General features: G+C 68.7%; 18 protein-coding genes. 13 read left to right on the top strand and 5 right to left on the bottom strand.

Annotation, left to right across the window (positions count from 1 at the left end):
* The first annotated feature begins 103 nt into the window (after positions 1–103).
* Positions 104–904 carry a hydroxypyruvate isomerase family protein gene (locus C566_RS0109795; protein WP_018774160.1) on the top strand — a complete coding sequence of 267 codons (801 nt, stop codon included), beginning with the start codon at positions 104–106 and terminating at the stop codon, positions 902–904.
* Between the two features lie 37 nt (positions 905–941).
* On the top strand, positions 942–2,282 hold the full coding sequence (gene allB / locus C566_RS0109790; RefSeq protein ID WP_018774159.1) for an allantoinase AllB: 1,341 nt from the start codon (positions 942–944) through the stop codon (positions 2,280–2,282).
* Positions 2,283–2,399: 117 nt separating this feature from the next.
* On the opposite strand, the gene C566_RS21285 is transcribed toward allB, so the two are convergent.
* The gene (locus tag C566_RS21285) at positions 2,400–3,419 is read right to left on the bottom strand and encodes a serine hydrolase (RefSeq protein ID WP_231386309.1); all 1,020 of its coding nucleotides are present in this window, start codon (positions 3,417–3,419) and stop codon (positions 2,400–2,402) included.
* A 173-nt stretch (positions 3,420–3,592) separates the two neighbouring features.
* On the opposite strand from C566_RS21285, the gene bcp reads away from it, so the two are divergent.
* Positions 3,593–4,072 carry a thioredoxin-dependent thiol peroxidase gene (gene bcp, locus C566_RS0109780; protein WP_018774157.1) on the top strand — a complete coding sequence of 160 codons (480 nt, stop codon included), beginning with the start codon at positions 3,593–3,595 and terminating at the stop codon, positions 4,070–4,072.
* Between the two features lie 219 nt (positions 4,073–4,291).
* Positions 4,292–5,242, top strand: a complete 951-nt coding sequence (locus C566_RS0109775) for a type IV toxin-antitoxin system AbiEi family antitoxin domain-containing protein (protein ID WP_018774156.1) — start codon at positions 4,292–4,294, stop codon at positions 5,240–5,242.
* Between the two features lie 127 nt (positions 5,243–5,369).
* Here the strand turns inward: C566_RS0109775 and C566_RS0109770 are convergent, their stop codons facing one another.
* Positions 5,370–6,218 carry a class I SAM-dependent methyltransferase gene (locus C566_RS0109770; RefSeq protein ID WP_026266557.1) on the bottom strand — a complete coding sequence of 283 codons (849 nt, stop codon included), beginning with the start codon at positions 6,216–6,218 and terminating at the stop codon, positions 5,370–5,372.
* A 90-nt stretch (positions 6,219–6,308) separates the two neighbouring features.
* Between C566_RS0109770 and C566_RS0109765 the strand changes: the two genes are divergently transcribed.
* The 3 genes from C566_RS0109765 (at position 6,309) to purM (ending at position 9,622) form a co-directional block, all read left to right on the top strand.
* Positions 6,309–6,704, top strand: a complete 396-nt coding sequence (locus C566_RS0109765; RefSeq protein ID WP_018774154.1) for a hypothetical protein — start codon at positions 6,309–6,311, stop codon at positions 6,702–6,704.
* 63 nt (positions 6,705–6,767) lie between these two features.
* A complete protein-coding gene (gene purF, locus C566_RS0109760) occupies positions 6,768–8,456 on the top strand; it encodes an amidophosphoribosyltransferase (protein ID WP_026266556.1) in 1,689 nt (562 codons plus the stop codon).
* Positions 8,453–9,622 carry a phosphoribosylformylglycinamidine cyclo-ligase gene (gene purM, locus C566_RS0109755; RefSeq protein WP_018774152.1) on the top strand — a complete coding sequence of 390 codons (1,170 nt, stop codon included), beginning with the start codon at positions 8,453–8,455 and terminating at the stop codon, positions 9,620–9,622. Before purF ends, purM begins: the two co-directional genes overlap by 4 nt.
* A gap of 93 nt (positions 9,623–9,715) precedes the next feature.
* Here the strand turns inward: purM and C566_RS0109750 are convergent, their stop codons facing one another.
* Positions 9,716–10,498, bottom strand: a complete 783-nt coding sequence (locus C566_RS0109750; RefSeq protein WP_018774151.1) for a VOC family protein — start codon at positions 10,496–10,498, stop codon at positions 9,716–9,718.
* Positions 10,499–10,760: 262 nt separating this feature from the next.
* Positions 10,761–10,994: a DUF3073 domain-containing protein gene (locus tag C566_RS0109745; protein ID WP_018774150.1), complete on the bottom strand. Its 234-nt coding sequence runs from the start codon at positions 10,992–10,994 to the stop codon at positions 10,761–10,763.
* A gap of 293 nt (positions 10,995–11,287) precedes the next feature.
* Here C566_RS0109745 and C566_RS22365 point away from each other — a divergent pair, with 293 nt between their 5' ends.
* Positions 11,288–12,070, top strand: coding sequence for a septum formation family protein (locus C566_RS22365; RefSeq protein ID WP_196802359.1), 783 nt, complete (start codon positions 11,288–11,290; stop codon positions 12,068–12,070).
* Positions 12,071–12,193: 123 nt separating this feature from the next.
* On the opposite strand, the gene clpB is transcribed toward C566_RS22365, so the two are convergent.
* Complete coding sequence (gene clpB, locus C566_RS0109735) at positions 12,194–14,851, bottom strand: ATP-dependent chaperone ClpB (protein ID WP_018774148.1); 2,658 nt, start codon at positions 14,849–14,851, stop codon at positions 12,194–12,196.
* A 421-nt stretch (positions 14,852–15,272) separates the two neighbouring features.
* On the opposite strand from clpB, the gene C566_RS0109730 reads away from it, so the two are divergent.
* The 5 genes from C566_RS0109730 (at position 15,273) to C566_RS0109710 (ending at position 20,702) form a co-directional block, all read left to right on the top strand.
* Complete coding sequence (locus tag C566_RS0109730; RefSeq protein ID WP_018774147.1) at positions 15,273–16,331, top strand: LacI family DNA-binding transcriptional regulator; 1,059 nt, start codon at positions 15,273–15,275, stop codon at positions 16,329–16,331.
* Positions 16,332–16,501: 170 nt separating this feature from the next.
* Positions 16,502–17,821, top strand: a complete 1,320-nt coding sequence (locus C566_RS0109725; protein ID WP_026538127.1) for an MFS transporter — start codon at positions 16,502–16,504, stop codon at positions 17,819–17,821.
* A gap of 85 nt (positions 17,822–17,906) precedes the next feature.
* The gene (locus tag C566_RS0109720; protein ID WP_018774145.1) at positions 17,907–18,671 is read left to right on the top strand and encodes an SDR family oxidoreductase; all 765 of its coding nucleotides are present in this window, start codon (positions 17,907–17,909) and stop codon (positions 18,669–18,671) included.
* An 86-nt stretch (positions 18,672–18,757) separates the two neighbouring features.
* On the top strand, positions 18,758–19,690 hold the full coding sequence (locus C566_RS0109715; protein ID WP_018774144.1) for a 3-keto-5-aminohexanoate cleavage protein: 933 nt from the start codon (positions 18,758–18,760) through the stop codon (positions 19,688–19,690).
* Between the two features lie 4 nt (positions 19,691–19,694).
* Complete coding sequence (locus C566_RS0109710; protein WP_018774143.1) at positions 19,695–20,702, top strand: glycerate kinase; 1,008 nt, start codon at positions 19,695–19,697, stop codon at positions 20,700–20,702.
* The last annotated feature ends 91 nt before the right edge of the window (positions 20,703–20,793 follow it).

The following is a 20,793-nucleotide window of genomic DNA, read 5'->3' as shown; positions in this document are numbered from 1 at the left end:
CCCTCCGCCGGGAGCCCCGTAGCCCAGCCCCGCCCCGGCTCACCACCCCTTGGCTCTCCAACCACCGGGATCCAGCTCCCGCCCTCACCGGAAGAAACCCGCAATGACGTACACCGTGAACTGCTCCATCCTCCTGACGGAGCTCCCCCTCCTGGAACGCCCGGCCGCGGCGAAGGCCGCCGGTTTTGACGCCGTCGAATTCTGGTGGCCCTTCGAGGCCTCCGTCCCCACCGACGCCGAGGTTTCACGGTTTGAGAACGCCATCGCCGACGCCGGAGTGCAGCTCACGGGCCTGAACTTCAACGCGGGCGACATGCCCGGCGGCGACCGCGGCCTGGTCTCCTGGCCGGCACGCTCCGCCGAATTCCAGGACAACATCGACGTCGTCGCCGGGATCGGTGAACGCCTCGGCTGCAAGGCCTTCAACGCCCTCTACGGCAACCGCATAGACGGCGAATCCGCGCAGAGGCAGGACGCCATTGGCGCCGAGAACCTCGCGACGGCGGCTGCCGGCGTCGCCAGTATCGGCGGCACGGTGCTCCTGGAACCGGTCAGCGGCGCACTACGCTACCCGCTGCTCAAGGCCCAGGACGCCTTCGACGTCATCGCCCGGGTCAGGCGGGAATCCGGCGCGGAGAACATCAAGTTCCTCGCCGACTTCTACCACCTGGCCGTGAACGGTGAGGACGTCGCCGCCGTCATCGAAAAGCACGCCGGGGACTTCGGCCACATCCAGATCGCCGACAACCCCGGCCGCGGGGCTCCGGGAACCGGGCAGCTTCCGCTCGGCGAATGGGTCGCCCGCAGCCGCGCCCTCGGCTACCAGGGCTACATCGGCCTGGAATACAAGGAACCGGCGGAGACGGCGTTCAGCTGGGCCGTCCGCCAGGGCGTCGGCGGCTGATCCATTCACCCAGGCTTCGCTCGAAAGGAGACGCTCCATGCCTGAAGACACCTACGACGTCGTCTTCCGCGGCCGGCACGTGCTGACCACCGCCGGCGTCGCCGCGCGGGAGGTCGGCATCCAGGGCGGCGTGATTGCAGCGATCGAGCCGCTGGGCACCGGCCTTTCCGGCCGTGAAGTCATCGCCCTCGGCGGCGACGAAACCCTCCTGCCGGGCCTGGCGGACACCCACGTGCACGTCAACGAGCCCGGCCGCACCGAGTGGGAGGGCTTCGCGTCCGCCACCCGGGCAGCAGCGGCCGGCGGCGTCACCACGATCATCGACATGCCGCTGAACAGCATCCCGCCCACCACCACGGTGGCCGCCCTGAAACTCAAGCGCGAGGTGGCTGAGGGCCAGGTGTTCGTGGACGTCGGCTTCTGGGGCGGAGCCGTTCCGGGCAACAAGCATGAGCTGCGGCCGCTGCACGACGAGGGCGTCTTCGGCTTCAAGTGCTTCCTGCTGCACTCCGGTGTGGACGAGTTCCCGGACCTGGCAGCGGACGAGATGGAAGAGGACATGGCCGAGCTCAAGTCCTTCGACTCGCTCATGATCGTCCACGCCGAGGACTCCCACACGATCGATCACGCGCCCCGCCCGGGCGGCGACCGCTACGCCACGTTCCTGGCGTCCCGCCCGCGCCGGGCGGAGAACAAGGCCATCGCCGAGGTCATCGAACGGGCCCGCCGGACCGGCGCCCGCGCCCACATCGTGCACCTTTCCTCTTCCGACGCGCTGCCCATGATCGCCGCCGCCAAGCGCGACGGCGTCCGCCTCACCGTGGAGACGTGCCCGCACTACCTGACGCTGACGGCCGAGGAAATCCCGGACGGCGCCACGGCCTACAAGTGCTGCCCGCCGATCCGCGAAGCCGCCAACCGCGAACTGCTGTGGGCCGGGCTCCTGGACGGCACCATCGACTGCATCGTCTCGGACCACTCCCCGTCCACCCTGGATTTGAAGGACCTGGAAAACGGGGACTTCGCCGTGGCCTGGGGCGGCGTCTCCTCCTTGCAGCTGGGCCTGTCGCTGATCTGGACCGAGGCCCGGCACCGCGGCATCGCGCTGGAGCAGGTTCTCTCGTGGATGGCTGCCAAGCCGGCCCAGCTCGCCGGCCTGCGCAACAAGGGCCAGCTGGCGCTGGGGTACGACGCCGACCTCTCCGTGTTTGCCCCGGACGAGGGGTACGTCGTGGACGCCTCCAAACTCCGGCACAAGAACCCCATCACCCCGTACGACGGGAAGGCGCTTTCCGGCGTCGTCCGGCAGACCTACCTCCGCGGCACCCTGATCGACGGCCGGACTCCGACCGGCCAGCTGATCCGCCGCGGCGTATGAGCCAAGTCCGCGTCTGCTCCGCGCCGCATTCGGTTTTCTGCTCCGCTTCGGGACGAAGGCGCCGCGGATCCGCGGTGCGGTGGTCCGGTTCCGCCGCAGTCTTCCGAGAACGCCGCGCTAGAAGAGGGCGCCCGCCACGGCCTGCGTCAGCTGATGGATCACCTCGGTGCGTTCCGGGACGTCGCTCAAGTCTTGGCCCTTGGTGTAGATGACCAGAGCGTACGCGGTGTTGCCCTGCGCGAGGACGGCGGCGTCGTGCAGTTCGTCGTCCAGGAGCCCGTACTTGTGGAAGACCGTGATCCCTTCCGGAACGGCGGCGGGAATGAGCGTTTCGTAGTTGGTGTCCTGCATATAGGACAACAGCTGGGCGGTGTCCCCGGCCGTCAGGAGGGTCCCGGAGTAGACCCCCGCCAGGATCGTCGCCATTTCCGCCGGTGTCAGCGTGTTGATTTCCGGGTCATAGCTCACGCCCAGCGATGCCGCGTACTCCGTCAGCTGCTCGTGGCCCACGGCATCCATGATCAGCGACCACGAGTCGTTGTCGCTCTGCTGGATCATCTCCCGGAGCTGGAAGCCGGCGGTGTAGTTCCCCAACGGGTCATCGAGGCTGGCCGCCCCGGTTTCGACCAGGTGGTAGTAGGCCGCCGCGGCCAGCACTTTGGCGGTGCTCGCGGCCACGAAATCCTCCCGGACCCCGTATTCGTGGACGTCCGCGGCGCCCGGGTCCCGGGAAACGTCGACCAGCGCCACGCCGATCTGGTACTGGCTGTTGGCATCGAGAATGGCCTTGATGCGCGCGTCCAGTGCCTCGTCCACTGTTCCGGGCGCCGGGGCGGATGCCGGGGCCGCCGCGTCGAGACTGGCCGACGGCGACGCGCTGGCCTCCGCCGTCGTCGCGGCAGACGGGGCAGCCGACGCCGTCGTGAGATTCGGCGCAGTGAGATTCGCCGGCTGGAGATTCGCCGCCGTCGAGCGGGCTTCCGCTGAGGAATAGATGCCGGCGGCCAGCACGACCGCCAGAACTGCGGCACCGGCCGCCAGGGTCATGCCCCGGACCCGGCCAGGCGTCGGCTGCCGTCCGGTCGTGGCCGTGCGCCGGGATCCGAGTCGCCGCTGCCGTGGAGTTTGCTGTTCCATAATGGCTCCAAGCTAGCCACGGCAGCTATGCCCGAGCTATGAAAAAGCTGTCAGGCCGGCGGGTCCCCCGTGCCGCCCAAGACCGGTGCTGCCCGGGCCCAGGCGGCGGAATACAGCCTCGGCACACGATGTTGTGCATCACAGACAGTTGACCACTCCCCCGAAGGAACATCATGAGCGCAAACATGACCGTCAAGCTTCAGCCCGGCACCCCGGCCCCGGATTTCACCCTGCCGGACGCCGAAGGCAACAAGGTTGCCTTGGCCGACTACCGCGGCAAGAACGTCATTGTGTACTTCTACCCGCAGGCGGCAACCCCCGGCTGCACCACGGAGGCCTGCGACTTCCGCGACAATCTCGCATCCCTGCAGGGCTCCGGCTACGAGGTCCTGGGCATCTCCCCCGACGCCCCCGAGGCCCTGGCCCATTTCACCGGCGACTTCGCCCTGACCTTCCCGCTCCTGGCCGACGAGGACCACGCGGTGGCCCTCGCCTACGGCGCGTGGGGCGAGAAGCTGGTTCATGGCGAGGTCACGGAGGGCATCGTCCGCTCCACCGTAGTGCTGGACCCTGAGGGCAAGGTGAAGCTGGCACAGTACCAGGTCAAGGCCCAGGGCCACGTGGCGTCGCTGAAGGAAGCACTGGGCGTCTAACGGCGCGCCCCTCCGCAGCGTCGCCACGGCGTTTTCGCGGCGGTCGCGGCGGATTCGGACCGGTTTCGGACCGCGGCGGCGGAATCGGACAGATGCAGCGCGGATCCGCGGCGCGCGGGTCCCATAGCTGCGCGCCGGTCCGAAACCGCCGCGGAATAGTTTTCCACATCCGCCTCGCCGGTGGTTGTCCGGCCCCGGCAGCGCGGGCCACCATGGGGCATGGACCTACCCCCACTGATTCTCAGCAGCGACCTCGCGCGCCTCGGCCAGGATGCGCGGGGCCTTGCACGGCAGGCGAAGTCCGGGCAGCTCCGGCGCATCAGGCAGGGCGTCTACGTCCGGGCACAGGAGTGGGAAGCGCTGCCGCCTTGGGACAGGTATCCTGTCCTCATCCGGGCGGCGGCTTCCACGCTGCGGAGCCGGACCGTCTTCTGCCGCCAGTCCTCCGCTGTGCTGTGGGACATGCCGGTGCTGGGACACCGTCATCTGGTGCACGCCTGCACGTACGACGGCGGCGGCGGGCGCTCGCGCGCCGGGGTCCGCCGACATCTGGTCGATTTGGGCTCGGTGCGGATCGAGGAACGTCACGGGCTCCTGGTCACGGACCGGGTCCGGACAGCACTGGACCTGGCCGCCTTCGAATCGTTTGAGCAGGGGGTCACAGTATTCGACCATGTCCTGGGGCCGCGGTCAGACAACCTGGCACCGCTCAGCCGCGGGGAACTCGACGCCGGCATCGGCGGCAACTACACGGCAGCCGCGGCCCGGCGGATCCGGACCGCCCTGCAGTTTGCTGATCCTGCGTCCGGCTCCCCCGGAGAATCGGTGAGCCGCGCCCTGATGCACCGGCTCGGCTTCCGGATCCCCCTCCTTCAGGTCGAAATTCGTGATGCCCGGGGGCTGGTGGCGTTCACTGACTTTGACTGGCCCGATGATCAGCTTTGCGGAGAGTTCGACGGCCTTGTGAAGTACCGCAACGCGGAGTACCTCCAGGGCCGGACACCGGCCGAGGCCCTCACCGCCGAGAAACGCCGGGAGGACAGGATTCGGGCCACGGGCCGGCGCGTGATCCGTTGGACATGGTCGGAGCTGGCCAATCCCGGATCTTTTTCCGCATTCCTGGCGGCCGCCGGCGTTCCCCGGCAGCCGCTCCCGGCCTGTCGGTGCTGATCGCGCCGCGCTCCCAGGAAACCGCCACGATATCGGGCACGCGCGGCCCGGATCCCGGCCGCGCCGGTCCGAATACGGCGCCGCGGTCCGAAAACGCAGCGAAAACAGTCCGGACCCGCCCGCCTGGCTACACCTTGGTCCCCGCCACCACGGTGGCGGTGGACCGGAGCCGGATCGCGCCGTCGTGCTCGTAGCGGCCCAGCAGCGCGAACACATCCGAGCGGATCAGGGCCCGCGAGTCCGCGTCCGCCTTGGCCAGCCCCATCGCCACGGTGGTCGCGATGTCCGTCATGAACTCCCAATAACTCTCCGGAGATTCGTGCACCAGGTCGGTGCTGACCTGGTGCTCGGCCACCTCCGCCAGGCCGGCCTCCTTGAACATGCGGGTCATGAACCCGGTTGGTGCGCAGCGGAACAGCCCGGGAGTCTCCGCGGGCGGGATGGGCAGTTCCCGGTGCCGGGCAATCGTGCCCAGGATCAGGCTGGCCCAGGGGTTTGCCGCCGCGCGTCCCCAGACGACGGCTCCCACCCGGGCGCCCGGCCTGGCGGTGCGCGCCATCTCTGCCATGGCCGCGGACATCACCGGGAAGAACATCAAACCGAAGTGGCTATAGGCGGCGTCGAACGTGTTGTCGCGGAACGGCAGGGCGGCCGAATCGCACACTTGAAAGTCCAGGTTGTTCAGGCGCCGGGCCGCTGCCTTCTCTTCGGCCACGCGGAGCATCCCGGACGAAATGTCAGTCAGGACCACCCGGCCTTCCGGCACCTGCGCGGCCACGTTGAGGCCAGGCTCCCCCGTGCCTGCCGCGACGTCCAGCACCTCTGAGTCGGGGCGGAGACGGAGCTCCTTGAGGAGGGCGTCGCCGAACGGGGCCTGCCAGCCAAGCAGTTCAGCGTCCCATTTCTTCCAGCCCGACGAGAACTCATCCCAGAGCAAGCGCTGCTCCTCACGAATACGGTCGGCTGAGGCTAACATTGGCGGTTCCTTAGCTGGTCTGTACCTAGCCCTAGTCTGCTCCGGGAAGCGGTCCCCGGCAATGAGTCGAAGGGCAGTAGGCTTAACGGCATGTCTCCCCACGAAACCCCCGGCACAGCAGGCAACGACCCCCAGCGGGAACCGGCCCCGGGCAGTGTTCAGGGCAGTGCCCAGGGCGGCGTTCCGGAGCGCCGCGAGGTCACCGTCCGGCGGGCGCCGAAATATGTGCCCTTCCTGATCCTGGGCGGGCTCCTGGGCGTGGCCGTCGCGGCCGTCATCGCCTACGCCCTCCCCGGTGACGCGAGCTTCGACCGCTCCTCGGTCTTCGGCTTCTTCATGATTCTCTGCGCGGCCGGCGGCGTCATCCTGGGTGCCGCGACCGCCTTGGTCCTGGACCGGCGGAGCGTCCGCCGCGCCGAGCACGCCGTCGTCGAATCCGCACCGGACGCGAACGACGACTCGGACGATGACGGGAACCGCGCCTGAGGGTGTCAGGTCATAAACCGGCCGCCGGAAAAGTCTTAGCGCACATCGTGAGATAATCGACCAGTGGCACGCGGCGATGGAAAACTTTCTCATGATCTTCTCCCAGGCGAAAAAGGCCCTCAGGACGCATGCGGCGTCTTCGGGGTCTGGGCACCCGGTGAAGAAGTAGCAAAACTCACCTACTACGGGCTGTACGCATTGCAGCACCGCGGTCAGGAGTCGGCTGGCATAGCAACCAGCGACGGCAAGCGGATCAACGTCTACAAGGACATGGGGCTCGTTTCCCAGGTCTTCGACGAGACCACGCTGAACACCCTGACCGGGCACCTGGCCGTCGGCCACTGCCGCTATTCCACTACCGGCGCCAGCCACTGGGCCAACGCCCAGCCCACCCTGGGCGCGACCGCCACGGGCACCGTGGCCCTGGCCCACAACGGCAACCTGACCAACACGGCCGAGCTCAAGGCGATGATCGAGGACCGCAACGGCGGAAACCTCAGCGGCGAGATGAAGCAGGGCAACACCTCGGACACCGCCCTGGTGACCGCGCTCCTGGAGGGCGAAGAGGGCAAGTCCCTGGAGCAGACGGCCATGGAGCTGCTGCCCAAGATCAAGGGCGGCTTCTGCTTCGTCTTCATGGATGAGGGCACCCTCTACGCGGCCCGGGACACCTACGGGATCCGACCGCTGTGCCTGGGCCGGCTCGAACGCGGCTGGGTGGTTGCCTCCGAGCAGTCCGCCCTCGCCACCGTCGGCGCCAGTTTCATCCGCGAAATCGAACCCGGCGAGTTCATCGCGATCGACGAGGACGGCGTCCGGTCGCAGCGCTTCGCCGAGGCGACGCCGGCCGGCTGTGTGTTCGAATACGTCTACCTCGCCCGCCCGGACGCCTCCATTGCGGGCCGCTCGGTGTACGAATCCCGCGTGGAAATGGGCCGCCAGCTGGCCCGCGAAAACACCCAGGAAGCGGACATCGTCATCCCGGTGCCGGAATCCGGCACCCCCGCGGCGGTGGGCTACGCCGAAGAATCCGGTATCCCCTTCGCGCACGGCTTCGTCAAGAACTCCTACGTGGGCCGCACGTTCATCCAGCCCTCGCAGACACTGCGCCAGCTCGGCATCCGGCTCAAGCTGAACGCCCTCGAATCCGTGATCCGCGGCAAGCGTGTTGTGGTGGTGGACGACTCGATCGTCCGCGGCAACACCCAGCGCGCCATCGTGCGGATGCTCCGGGAAGCGGGCGCCGCGAGCGTCCACATCAAAATTTCCTCCCCGCCGGTCAAGTGGCCCTGCTTCTACGGCATCGACTTCGCCTCCCGGGCCGAACTGATCGCCAACGGCGCCACCATCGACGAAATCACCCAGGCCATCGGCGCCGACTCGCTCGCCTACATTTCCGAAGACGGCATGATCGACGCCACCCGGCAGCCGCGCGAGCGTCTCTGCACGGCATGCTTCACCGGCAAGTACCCCATCGAGCTGCCCGGCGCGGACAAGCTCGGCAAGAACCTGCTCGAGCGCACCGACCTCGGCGGCCTCGCGCCCGCCGCCGGCGCGGCCGCGTCCGCGGCGCCCTCCGGCGCATCTGATTCCGCGGCGGCGCCCGACGCCGAACCCGGCACCTCCATCGCCGACGATCCGGCCGAGAAGGCCGGCGCCACCGGCTGCGATCCGGGGCCGGACTCCGAATTCGAAGAACTGCTCACCGATGCCGACCGCGTCACCACAGCCGACAAGAAAGAGCCAGTATGACTTCCGCCTCCCCGGCCGCTGACATGAACGCCGCCCAGAACGCCGGCATCACCTACGCCTCCGCCGGCGTCGACGTCGAAGCGGGAGACCGCGCCGTCGAACTCATGAAGGACGCCGTCAAGGCAACCCACAACGCCTCGGTGATCGGCGGCGTCGGCGGGTTCGCGGGCCTCTACGACGTCTCCCGGCTGCTGACCTACAAGCGCCCGCTGCTGGCCACCTCCACCGACGGCGTCGGCACCAAGGTGGCAATCGCCCAGGCCATGGACATCCACGACACCATCGGCTACGACCTCGTCGGCATGGTGGTGGACGACATCGTCGTCGTTGGCGCCGAGCCGCTGTACATGACCGACTACATCGCCTGCGGCAAGGTTGTCCCGGAGCGCATCGCCGACATCGTCCGCGGCATCGCGGCCGCCTGCTCGGTCGCCGGCACCGCCCTGGTGGGCGGCGAAACCGCCGAACACCCCGGCCTGCTCGGTGAACACGAGTACGACGTCGCCGGTGCCGCCACCGGCGTGGTCGAGGCCGACCAGCTGCTCGGCCCGGACCGGGTCCGCGCCGGCGACGTGGTGATCGGCATGGCCTCCTCCGGCCTGCACTCCAACGGCTACTCCCTGGTCCGCCGCGTCATCAACCACGCCGGCTGGGCCCTAGACCGCCAGGTCTCCGAGCTCGGCCGCACCCTGGGCGAGGAGCTCCTCGAGCCCACCCGCGTCTACGCCGCGGACTGCCTGGACCTCGCCCGCACCTTCCCCGTGAACGGCTCAGCGGGCGGCAAGGCCGTCCACGGCTTCAGCCACGTCACCGGCGGCGGCCTCGCCGCCAACCTCGCCCGCGTCCTCCCGCAGGGCCTGCTGGCCACCGTCGACCGCTCCACCTGGGAGCTCCCGGCCATCTTCAAGCTGGTTTCGGAACTCGGCAACGTCCCGCTGGCCGACCTCGAGCGCACCCTGAACCTGGGCGTGGGCATGGTCGCCATTGTTTCGCCGGAGGCTGCCGACGCCGCCGTGAACCGGCTCAACGACCGCGGCCTGCCGTCCTGGATCATGGGGACCGTCGAGCAGAACTCGGATGCGGTCCTCAAGACCGGCCCGGACTACGTCCAGGGCGCCAAGGGCGTCGACGGCGGCGCCGTCCGGCTGGTCAACGCCTACGCCTAAACGGGCCCGACCCGACGTCGAGTGCTCCGTAACTGCCGTTTTGAACGCTTAAAACGGCAGTTACGGAGCACTCGATGGGTTTAAGCCGGGGCTTTAAACCTCCAGCAGGCTGAAGACGCCGCCCTGCGGATCCTTGAGGGTGGCGATGGTGCCTGCTTCCTCGACCTCGTCCGGTTCGATCAGCACGACGCCGCCCGCGGCCACCGCAGCCTGAACCGCCGCCGCGACGTCGGAGACACCGAAGTAGACCTGCCATCCCGGCTCGAGGGTGTCCTGCGCGTCGCCGGGAACCCGGGCGATGCCGGCCACCTCGGTGCCGCCCACCATGAGGGTGGTGTAGGTGCCGCCGTCGTCCTGGGGGTATTCGGTCACGTCGTGCCCGAAGAGCTGTTGGAAGAAGCCGACGGCGGCCTGCGGCTCGGGGGTGAGCAGCTCAGCCCATGCCAGGGCGCCCGCCTCCTGGCTCCGGCCGGCTCCGACGTGGCTGCCGGCCTGCCAGGCACCGGTGGTTCCGCCGCCGGGCGGGGCGAAGAAGACCATCACGCCGGTGTCACCGATCTCCTCGGGGCCGAATTCAAGGTGCCCGGGGGAATGGGCCAGTTCGGCGGCCAAGTTCCGGGCGTCGTCGACCGCGAAATACACGTTCCACCGGCCCGGTTCGGCCGCGGCTTCCTGCTGGGAGTTCTGCGGCGCGAGCACGGTAACCAGGTCGTCGCCCAGGAAGGCTCTCGCGTAGCTGCGTCCGTCCGGGGTGGGCAGGTCTTCATACCGCCAGCCGAAAACCCCCGCGTAAAAGGCCTTCGCCGCCTCCACGTCACGGGTCTGGAGGTCCGTCCAGCAGAGCTCGCCCTCGGCGAATCCTTTGCGCATGGTCATGGCAGTCCTTCCGGGCATCGGTGGCACGTCCGGGAAAATCCGGCACGAACAACGTAGCCCGGCGCCCCGCCGGTGACAACTGCGCCGGCATCTCCGCGGCGAAGCAAGGCCAGACGGCCGGCTGCGGAAAGGGAACGCTGCGGGCACAAGAAAGGCCGCCGGCCACACCTGTTACAGGTGTGGCCGGCGGCCCGAAAATCTTTGGCTGGCACCGCGGTGCCGGAAGGATCCCCCGGAGAGAACTGCCGGAAGGAAGCGTCGACTAACCTATGCGACGGGAATCAACCTCGTCGTCGTCGTCTTCCACATCGTCCGCGTACTTATCCACATACGCTGAATAATCCGGTTCGACCGGGTCATCCGCGAAGTGGCTCGTGGCACGACTTCCCGGGCCCGTGAGCTCGCGCTGAAGGGCCGAATAGTCAGTGTTCGGGGAGTAGTACTTGATGTCCCGAGCCTGCTTGGTAGCTTTTGCCTTTTGACGGCCGCGCCCCATGGCGTGACCCCCTTTTGTACTTGGACCGGAGGTGGTCACCTTTTGGCGATCGGTGAGGCCCCGGAATGTTTGGTCAATTTGTCGTACACCTAGATTACATGCTTTCGGCGCCAACTGCTCGCCGGCCCGCCCCCTGTGGACAGTGTGGCGCGTCCCGCAACGGTGGCCGAAGCCACCGACGCATGCGCGGTGCCGCGCATCTTCGATAGAGTTTCGTGATGTGCGCCCAGAAAAGGGCCGCTACGCCGGGCCTCCAGCCCCGGCAAAGACGCACGGAAGTGGTGAATTTCTCAGTGACTGAAGAGAATCCAAGGAACGACGCCGGGTCCATCCCGCCGCCGCCCTCGAGGCCGCCGACGTCCGCCCTGCCCGTCATTACAGCCGATCCTGCGCGGCGCACGAATCCTTCGGCGGCACCCGCAGCGGCTAAACCCGCGCGCCCGGCGCTTGCCGGGACCACGTTCGCCGGCACCCAGAAAGCGCTCTCACGCACCAAGAAAGCTCTCTCACGGCGGGCACGCCCCCTGGCCCGCCGGATTCGCCGGCAGGGGCCAAAGCGGCTCGGCGCGGCCGCGGCCGTCCTCGTGGTGCTTGCGCTTCTGGTCTGGTGGGCTGTGACCGCATTTGCCGGCAGCGGCCAGGCCTCCGCCGAAAACGACAGCCCGGCCCCCGCAGCTTCGGCGGCGTCCGCCCCGGCGTCCGCCCCGGCCAGCCGCGGAGCGTTGCCGCTGGAAGGCGTCAGCCCCCTGGACTTCCAGTTGCGGGACTGCTTCCAGGACTTCGACCCGGATGCGCAACAGTCCACAGTCGTGGATTGCGCCACCGGCCACTCGGCGCAGCTGGTTGCCGTGGAAAAATACGGGTCAAATGACTCGTACCCCGGCCGGGACCAGCTCAAGCAGAAAGCACGCGATGCCTGCAAGGCGGCTCCGCTCACGCCTAAGGCCGGCGACTACGACCTGAGCTACAAGCTGGCCTACCCGAGCCCGCGCAGCTGGGACATGGGCGACCGACGGGTCGACTGCTACGCCGTGACGAACACCGGAAACGTCATCAAAGAGTCCCTGCTGCCCTAGCCTTGCCCGGCTAAGTGCACTGGCAAGGCGCACGGCTTTGGCCCACCGGCAGGGTGCTCAGTGCCACCGGCAGCCGGGACGGACCCGGGCTGCCGGTGGCACTGAGCGCACCCGGTCCGGCGGCTACTCCTTGCGCCTGACTGAGAGCCCGCTGCCGGTGGACGCGCCGCCGTCGGGCCGGTCCGTGGCCTCGGGACCACCCATGGTCAGTTCCATCAGGTCCGGCGCGGTGTCCACCACAACCGTGTCACCGTCGGAGATCTCACCGGCCAGGATGGCCCGTGCCAGCCGGTCGCCGATCTCGCGTTGCACCAGCCGGCGCAGCGGACGTGCGCCGTACGCGGGATCGAAGCCCGTGACGGCAAGCCAGGCGCGGGCGCCCTCGGTGACCTCGAGATTGAGCCGGCGGCCCTTGAGCCGCTCGCCCAGCTCCTTGACCTGCAGCTCCACGATCCGGGACAGCTCCTCCACGCTCAGCGGGTCGAACAGCACCACCTCATCGAGCCGGTTCAGGAACTCCGGCTTGAAGGAGGCATGCACGGTCGCCATGACGGCATCCTTCTTGGCTGCGGCATCAAGATTGGGGTCCACCAGGAACTGGCTGCCCAGGTTCGAGGTGAGCACCAGGATCACGTTGCGGAAGTCCACGGTGCGGCCCTGACCGTCGGTGAGGCGGCCGTCGTCGAGCACCTGCAGGAGGATGTCGAAGACCTCTGGATGGGCCTTTTCCACTTCATCGAGCAGCAGCACCGAGTACGGGCGCCGGCGGACGGCCTCGGTCAGCTGGCCGCCCTCCTCATAGCCGACGTACCCGGGAGGCGCCCCGACAAGGCGGGCTACGGAATGCTTCTCCGAGTATTCGGACATGTCGATCCGCACCATCGCCCGCTCGTCGTCGAACAGGAAGTCGGCAAGGGACTTCGCGAGCTCGGTCTTGCCGACGCCGGTGGGGCCGAGGAACAGGAAGGAGCCGGTGGGCCGGTTCGGGTCGCTGATCCCGGCGCGGGCGCGGCGCACGGCGTCGGAGACCGCGGCAACGGCCTTGGTCTGGCCGATCAGCCGCTCCCCCAGGACGTGTTCCATGTTCAGCAGCTTCTGGCTTTCGCCCTGCAGCATGCGTCCCGCCGGGATGCCGGTCCAGGCCGAAATCACCTCGGCGATGTCGTCCGCGGTGACCTCGTCGGCCACCATCTGCCCGGATTTGTCGGACACGGCCGCTTCGGCCTCGGCGGCGGCTTTGAGTTCACGCTCCAGGGCCGGGATCTCGCCGTAGAGGATTCTGGACGCCGTCTCGAGGTCGCCCTCGCGCTCGGCCTTTTCCTCCGTGGACCGCAGCTCGTCGAGCTTGGCGCGCAGGTCGCCCGCCCGGTTCAGGCCGGCCTTTTCGGCCTCCCAGCGGGCATTCAGGGCCGCAAGCTCTTCCTTCTTGTCCGCCATGTCCGCGCGCAGGGCCGCAAGCCGCTCCACGGAGGCGGGATCGGCCTCGCCGGCCAGGGCCAGTTCCTCCATGGTCAGGCGGTCCACCTGGCGGCGCAGCTGGTCGATCTCCTCCGGCGCGGAGTCGATCTCCATCCGCAACCTGGACGCGGCCTCGTCCACAAGGTCGATCGCCTTGTCCGGCAGCTGCCGGCCCGAGATGTACCGGTTGGAGAGGGTGGCGGCGGCCACGAGGGCGGAGTCGGAGATGGAGACCTTGTGGTGGGCCTCGTAGCGTTCCTTGAGGCCGCGCAGAATGCCGATGGTGTCCTCCACGCTCGGTTCGCCGACGTAGACCTGTTGGAACCGGCGTTCCAGGGCCGGGTCCTTTTCGATGTTCTCGCGGTACTCATCCAGCGTGGTCGCACCGATCAGCCGCAGCTCGCCGCGGGCCAGCATGGGCTTGAGCATGTTGCCGGCGTCCATGGAGCTGTCGCCGGTGGCGCCCGCCCCGACAACGGTGTGGAGCTCGTCGATGAACGTGACGATCTGCCCCTCGGAGCCCTTGATTTCCTCCAGGACGGCCTTGAGCCGTTCCTCGAATTCACCGCGGTACTTGGCGCCGGCCACCATCGAGGCGAGGTCCAGGGCGATCAGGGTCTTGCCGCGCAGGCTCTCGGGGACGTCACCCGCCACGATCCGCTGGGCAAGTCCTTCGACGACGGCGGTCTTGCCGACGCCGGGTTCGCCGATGATCACGGGGTTGTTCTTGGTCCGGCGGCTCAGCACCTGGATGATGCGGCGGATCTCGGCGTCGCGGCCAATCACCGGGTCCAGCTTGCCCGAGCGGGCGACCGCGGTGAGGTCCGTGCCGTACTTCTCCAGCGCCTGGAACGTGTTTTCGGGGTCGGCATTGTCCACCTTGCGGTCGCCGCGGACACCCGGCAGGGCGGCGAGCAGCGCCTCGTGGGAGGCCCCGGAGTCGCGCATCAGCTTGCCGACGGCATCACTTCCGGACGCGAGCCCCAGCAGCAGGTGCTCGGTGGAGACGAAGGAATCGCCAAGCCGCTCGGCCTCGTTCTGGGCGTTCTTGATGGCCTGCAGGGCGGTGCGGGACAACTGCGGCTGCTGCACGGAGCTGCCGGAAGTGGACGGAAGGGCCTTGATGGCGCTGCTGGCCTGGACGCTGACGGAATCCGGGTCCGTCCCGGTGGCGCGGAGGAGCGCGACGGCGACACCCTCGCGCTGGTCCATGAGCGCCTTGAGCAGGTGAGCGGGCTCGAGCTGCGGATTGCCCGCGGTCGAGGCGTTCATGGCAGCCGCAGCGAGGGCCTCCTGGCTCTTGGTGGTGAATTTGGCGTCCAACGAGGGCTCCTTCCGGAATGGTCTTGATGTCAAAGTTGAGTCTACATCGCTCAACTTTAATATGGGGGAGGCTGGCTCCATGTTTGCCGACAGCGAAACGCCTGTCTAGAGGCTGACCGCCCGCGCTCCCGGGCACCCCTCCCCGCGCACCTCCGTCACGCAACCCGGCCGGGCACCCGCGCACCTCCACCGCGGGACATGCCCTCCCCTGCGCCCGAGGAGTGGACATAATGCCACTATGTCCAGCGCCCGGGGCCAAGGCTGGACATGTCCCGCGGCCCCAGGCGCCAGCAATGAGCATGCCCGGCGGACATCAGCCCGCGCGGCCCGCGCGAATGACTTAACGTTGCTTAACGATCGGCGGGCTCCTTACTGTAACTGGGGTCACAGCAAAACGAACCGACGCGAAGGAGGGCCGGTCATGCACGAACACGCCACAAGCGCCACCGTCGACGGCCCCGCGCCGCCGGTTTCGGCCGCCGCCGTGGCCCGGGCCGCAGGGGTCTCCTCGGCTGCGGTTTCCTACGTCCTCAACGGCAAGGGCGGCGTCTCGCCGGAGACCCGGCGCCACATCATCCACGTGGCGAACGAGCTCGGCTTCAGGCCCCGTAAGCCGTCGCAGTCAACCGACCCGCAGCGGACCCGGGTCATCGGGCTGATCCTGCCGAACATCATCAATCCGATGTTTCCACGCTGGGCGCAGGGGGTCATTACGGCCGCGGCGGAGTCCGGCTACGAAGTGTTTGTCGCCACCACCCAGGACGATCCGGAGGTGCTCGCCCAGGTCACCTCGACGCTCGCGCACCGCAACGTTGATGGCATCATCCTGGCCGCCTCACTCCGGGACGACGCCACCGCGCTCCGCACCCTGAGGGCGGCCCGGATCCCGTACGTGTGCCTGTCCCGCCGGGCAGACTTCCTCGATTCGGATTTCGTCGGGATCGACGACGACGCCGCAGCCACCACGCTGATGCAGCACATGCTCAGCCACGGCTTCACGGAAATCGCCACCGTGATCGGACCCCGGTTCTCAACGGCCTCCCTGGCCCGCGAGCAGGCGTTTGTCCGCACCGCCGCCGCTGCGGGCATCACGATCAGCGGCGACCGGAAGATCAGCACCAGGGTCAACAACGAGGGCGGCCGGCTGGCGGCGGAGCGGCTCTTCTCCGCCGGAACGCCGCCGCAGGCCGTGGTGTGCGGCAGCGACGAGCTTGCCATCGGCGTCATGGAATACGCCTTGTCGCGCGGCCTGCGCATCCCGGACGACGTCGCCGTCGCCGGCTGTGACGGGCTGCCGCACAGCCGCTCCGGGCTGATCAACCTGACCAGCATTGTCCAACCGCAGCAGGAAATGGCCAACGAGGCGTTCGCCATGCTGCTCAAACGCATCGATTCCCCGTCCGCCACCTACACCTCGAAAGTGTGCCGGCACCGCCTGCACGTCGGGCGGACGTGCGGCTGCACGCCCCCGGACAGCTGAAGCCAGACGCCGCACGCACGCCGGCCCGTCCGCGGCCGGCCCTACACATCCCCGAGCCCCTGACGAGCCATGCGCCGCGCGCCCCGCCGCGCCCGCCTACCTCCCGTTTGCCCTTTTCCGCATGCCCGACCTGACCACCTATCCCGCCAACGAGCCAAGGACCCCGCCCCATGTCAGTTGTATCCGCAACAAAGAAGATGCGCACACCACAGGAAATCAACGGCGTGATCTTACGCCGCGTCATGCCGCTGCTGATCGGCGCCTACATCATGGCCTTCCTGGACCGCACCAACATCGGTATGGCCAAGGACCGGCTGGAGATCGATCTCGGCATCTCGGCCACCGCGTACGGCATCGGCGCCGGACTGTTCTTCCTGACCTACGCCCTGTCCGAAATCCCGTCCAACCTGATCATGCACAAGGTCGGCGCCCGGTTCTGGATCATGCGGATCATGATCACCTGGGGCATCATCTCCGCCGGCATGGCCTTCGTCCAGGGCGAATGGTCCTTCTACATCATGCGGATGCTGCTCGGCGTGGCCGAGGCCGGACTCTTCCCCGGCGTCATGTACTTCCTGACGCAGTGGTTCGTGGTCAAGGACCGCGCCAAGGCCAACGGAATGTTCCTGCTCGGCGTCTCCATCGCCAACATTGTCGGGGCCCCGCTGGGCGGGCTGCTCCTTACCCTTGACGGGCTCGGCGGCCTGCACGGCTGGCAGTGGATGTTCCTCGTCGAAGGGCTCCCGGCCTGCGTCCTCGCCTACGTCGTCTGGAAGAAGCTCCCGGACCGCCCCAGCATGGCGACGTTCCTCACCGCCGAGGAAGCCGCCGATCTCGAGGCCCGCATCGCCGCCGAGGAGACCGCCGGCGCCGCGGCCTCCGGCAACCACCGGCTCCGGGATGTCCTGAAGGACAAGCAGATTCTCCTCGTCGTCGGCGTCTACTTCACCCACCAGATCGCCGTCTACGCCCTGTCCTACTTCCTGCCCTCCATCATCGGCACCTACGGCAAGCTCAGCCCGCTCCAGATCGGCCTGCTGACGGCCATCCCCTGGATCTTCTCCGCCGCCGGCGCCCTGCTGGTCCCCCGCTTCGCCACCGACGGCCGCCGCTCCCGGATGCTGGTCACCGGCACCATGACCGGCATCGTCGCCGGCTTCGCCCTCGGCGCCGTCGGCGGGCCGCTGCTGGGCATGATCGGCTTCTGCCTCGCCGCCTTCAATTTCTTCGCCCTGCAGCCGATCCTCTTCACCTACCCGGCCACCCGCCTCAGCGGCGCCGCCCTCGCCGGCGGCATCGCCTTCGTCAACACCATCGGCCTCTGCGGCGGCTTCCTGGGCCCCTACGTCATGGGCTTCATGCAGGACGCCACCGGCTCCAAGCTCTCCGGCCTGTGGTTCATCGTGGGCATGTGCGTCATCGGCGCGCTGCTGTCCCTGCTGCTCAAGCGCGGCGCGGAGAAGCCCGCGCTTGTCCCGGCCGCCCACTGACCCACTGCTCCCACCGCCCGTTCCGGATGTGCCCCGCCGCGCGTTCGGAACGGGTCTGCACGCCATCTCACTGCAAGGACCACTCATGGATTTCACCGCCAAGCGCGTTCTCGTCACCGCCGGAGCCAACGGCATCGGCCTGGCCATCGCCAGCAAGTTCCGGGAACTCGGCGCCACCGTCTTCGTCACCGACATTGACCCCGACGCCGTCGACAAGGCCCGCGTCAACGGGCTCCTCGCCGCGGTCAGCGACGTCTCGGACGAGGGCCAGGTCCGCGAACTCATGGACACCGTCCGGGACGAAATGGGCGGCCTCGACGTCCTCGTCAACAACGCCGGCATCGCCGGGCCCACCGGGCCCCTGGAATCCCTCGACGCCGGGGCGTGGAAGGCAACCTTCGACGTCAACATCCATGGCCAGTTCTTCTGCATCAAGCACGCCCTGCCCCTGCTGCGCGCGGGCAGCGGCGCCTCTATCGTGAACCTGTCCTCGGCCGCCGGTCGGCTGGGCATGGCGGGCCGCAGCGCCTATTCGGCGTCGAAATGGGCCGTTGTCGGGCTGACCAAGACCCTCGCGATCGAACTCGGCCCGGACGGCATCCGCGTCAACGCCATCTGCCCCGGCGCCGTCAACGGCCCCCGCATCGACTCCGTCATCGCCGCCAAGGCCCGGATGCTGGCGTTGCCGGCGGACGAGGTGTCCGCGCTGTACCACAACCAGTCCTCGCTGGGTCGCCTGATCGAGGCCGAGGACATCGCGAACATGGCCGTCTTCGTGGCCAGCGACATGGCCCGCAACGTCAACGGCCAGGCTCTCGCCGTGGACGGCAACACCGAAAAACTCTACTGACCTGAAGTGAACTGCCCGGGGATCCGGTCCGCCCCAGGCGGCCGCCCCGCCCCGCACCCACCCTGCCCCACCAAGGAGACATTCCCATGGCTGCTGCCCGCAAGGTCATCATCACCAGCGCCGTCACCGGCGCCATCCACACCCCGTCCATGTCCCCGCACCTGCCCGTCTCCCCCGACGAGATCGCCGACGCCGCGATCGGCGCCGCCGAGGCAGGCGCCGCGATCGTACACATGCACGCCCGCGACCCCAAGGACGGCCGTCCCTCCCAGGACCCGGAGCACTTCGCCCCGATCCTGGACAAGCTCAAGCGCAACACCGACGCCGTCATCAACATCACCACGGGCGGCTCGCCGCACATGAGCGTCGAGGAGCGGATGCAGCCGGCGGCCCTGTTCAAACCGGAGCTTGCCTCACTCAACATGGGCTCGATGAACTTCGGGCTGTACCCGATGCTGGACCGCTTCACCGAGTTCGGCCACGACTGGGAGCGCGAAGGGCTCGAAAAGAGCCGCGACCTCGTCTTCAAGAACACCTTCCAGGACATCGAGACCATCCTGGGCATCGGCAACCAGAACGGCACCCGCTTCGAGTTCGAGTGCTACGACATCTCGCACCTGAACAACCTCGCCCACTTCCATGGCCGGGGCCTGGCCCGGGGCCCGCTGTTCGTGCAGTCGGTGTTCGGCCTGCTCGGCGGCATCGGCGCGCACCCCGAGGACCTCATGCACATGCGCCGCACGGCGGATCGGCTGCTCGGCGAGCACTACGAGTGGTCCATCCTGGGCGCGGGCAAGAACCAGATGCCGCTCGCCACTATCGGCGCCGCCATGGGCTCCCACGTCCGGGTGGGCCTGGAGGATTCCCTGTGGATCGGTCCCGGCCAGCTCGCCGCGTCCAATGCCGAACAGGTCACCCGGATCCGCACCATCCTGGAAGCCCTCAACTTTGAGGTCGCCACCCCCGACGAGGCGCGGCAGATGCTGCAGCTCAAGGGCCGGGAAAACGTGGGGTTCTGAGCCGATGAGCATCCTCGTGGCCCCGGACAGTTTCAAGGGCACCTTCACGGCTGCCGAGGTGGCCGGGCACATCGCGGCCGGCATCCGGTCCGCCGGCGGGTCGGCCAGCGAGCTGCCCGTGGCCGACGGCGGCGAGGGCACCACCGAGGCCCTGGCCCGCGGGCTGGACGCCCGGCCCGTCCGGGTCACCACGATCGGGCCGTGGGGCGAACCCGTCGACGCGGCGATCGGGCTGACCGCCGACGGGACCGCCGTCGTCGAACTGGCCGCCGCGAGCGGCCTTAACCTGCCCTCCGACGGCGGCCGGGACCCCTTCGCGGCCAGCACGTACGGCACCGGCGTCCTGATTGCGGAGGCCGCCCGGCACGGCGCACGCCGCATCGTGGTGGCGGCAGGGGGCTCGGCCACTACCGACGGCGGTGCCGGCGCCATCGCCGCGATCGAGGAACGCGGCGGGCTCCGCGGCGCCGAGCTGGTGATCCTGAGCGATGTCACGACGCGTTTTTCCGACGCCGCACGCGTGTTCGGGCCGCAGAAGGGTGCCGGGCCGGCCGCCGTCGAGCTGCTGACGCGCCGACTCGAGCTGCTCGCGGAATCGTTTGTCCGGGACTTCGGCCGGGATCCCCGCCTGGTGGACCGCACCGGGGCGGCCGGCGGCTTCTCCGGCGGAATGTGGGCCCGCTACGGCGCCCGCCTGGTGTCAGGGGCGGACTACGTCCTGGATTTGCTGGGCTTCGACGCGCAACTGACCGCCAGCAGCGCGGTGGTGGTCGGCGAGGGCCGGCTGGATTCCCAGACCGGCCAAGGGAAGATCATCGGTGCCATCCTGGCCCGCGCCGGCACCAAACCGGTGTATGCCGTGGTGGGATCGGTGGATCCAGACCTCGGCGACTACGCAGAGGGCTTTGCCCGGATCATCGTGGCCGGCGATCCGGCAGCCATGCACGCGGCGGGGTCCGAACTCGCCCGAGCGGCTTCGGCGACTTGCCCTGCTGCTCCTGCCTACCTGTGAGACCACGGAACATGCCCCTCGCTGCCACGCCTGACCACCGGACATGCCCTCCCCGGCCCGCACGGCTGGCTAAAAACTGGACATGTCCATC

It is taken from the genome of Arthrobacter sp. 131MFCol6.1, from assembly GCF_000374925.1.
Taxonomy (GTDB): Bacteria; Actinomycetota; Actinomycetes; order Actinomycetales; family Micrococcaceae; genus Arthrobacter.
The sequence above is the reverse complement of the archived record's forward strand: the minus strand, read 5'-3'. Positions and strand labels throughout refer to the sequence as shown.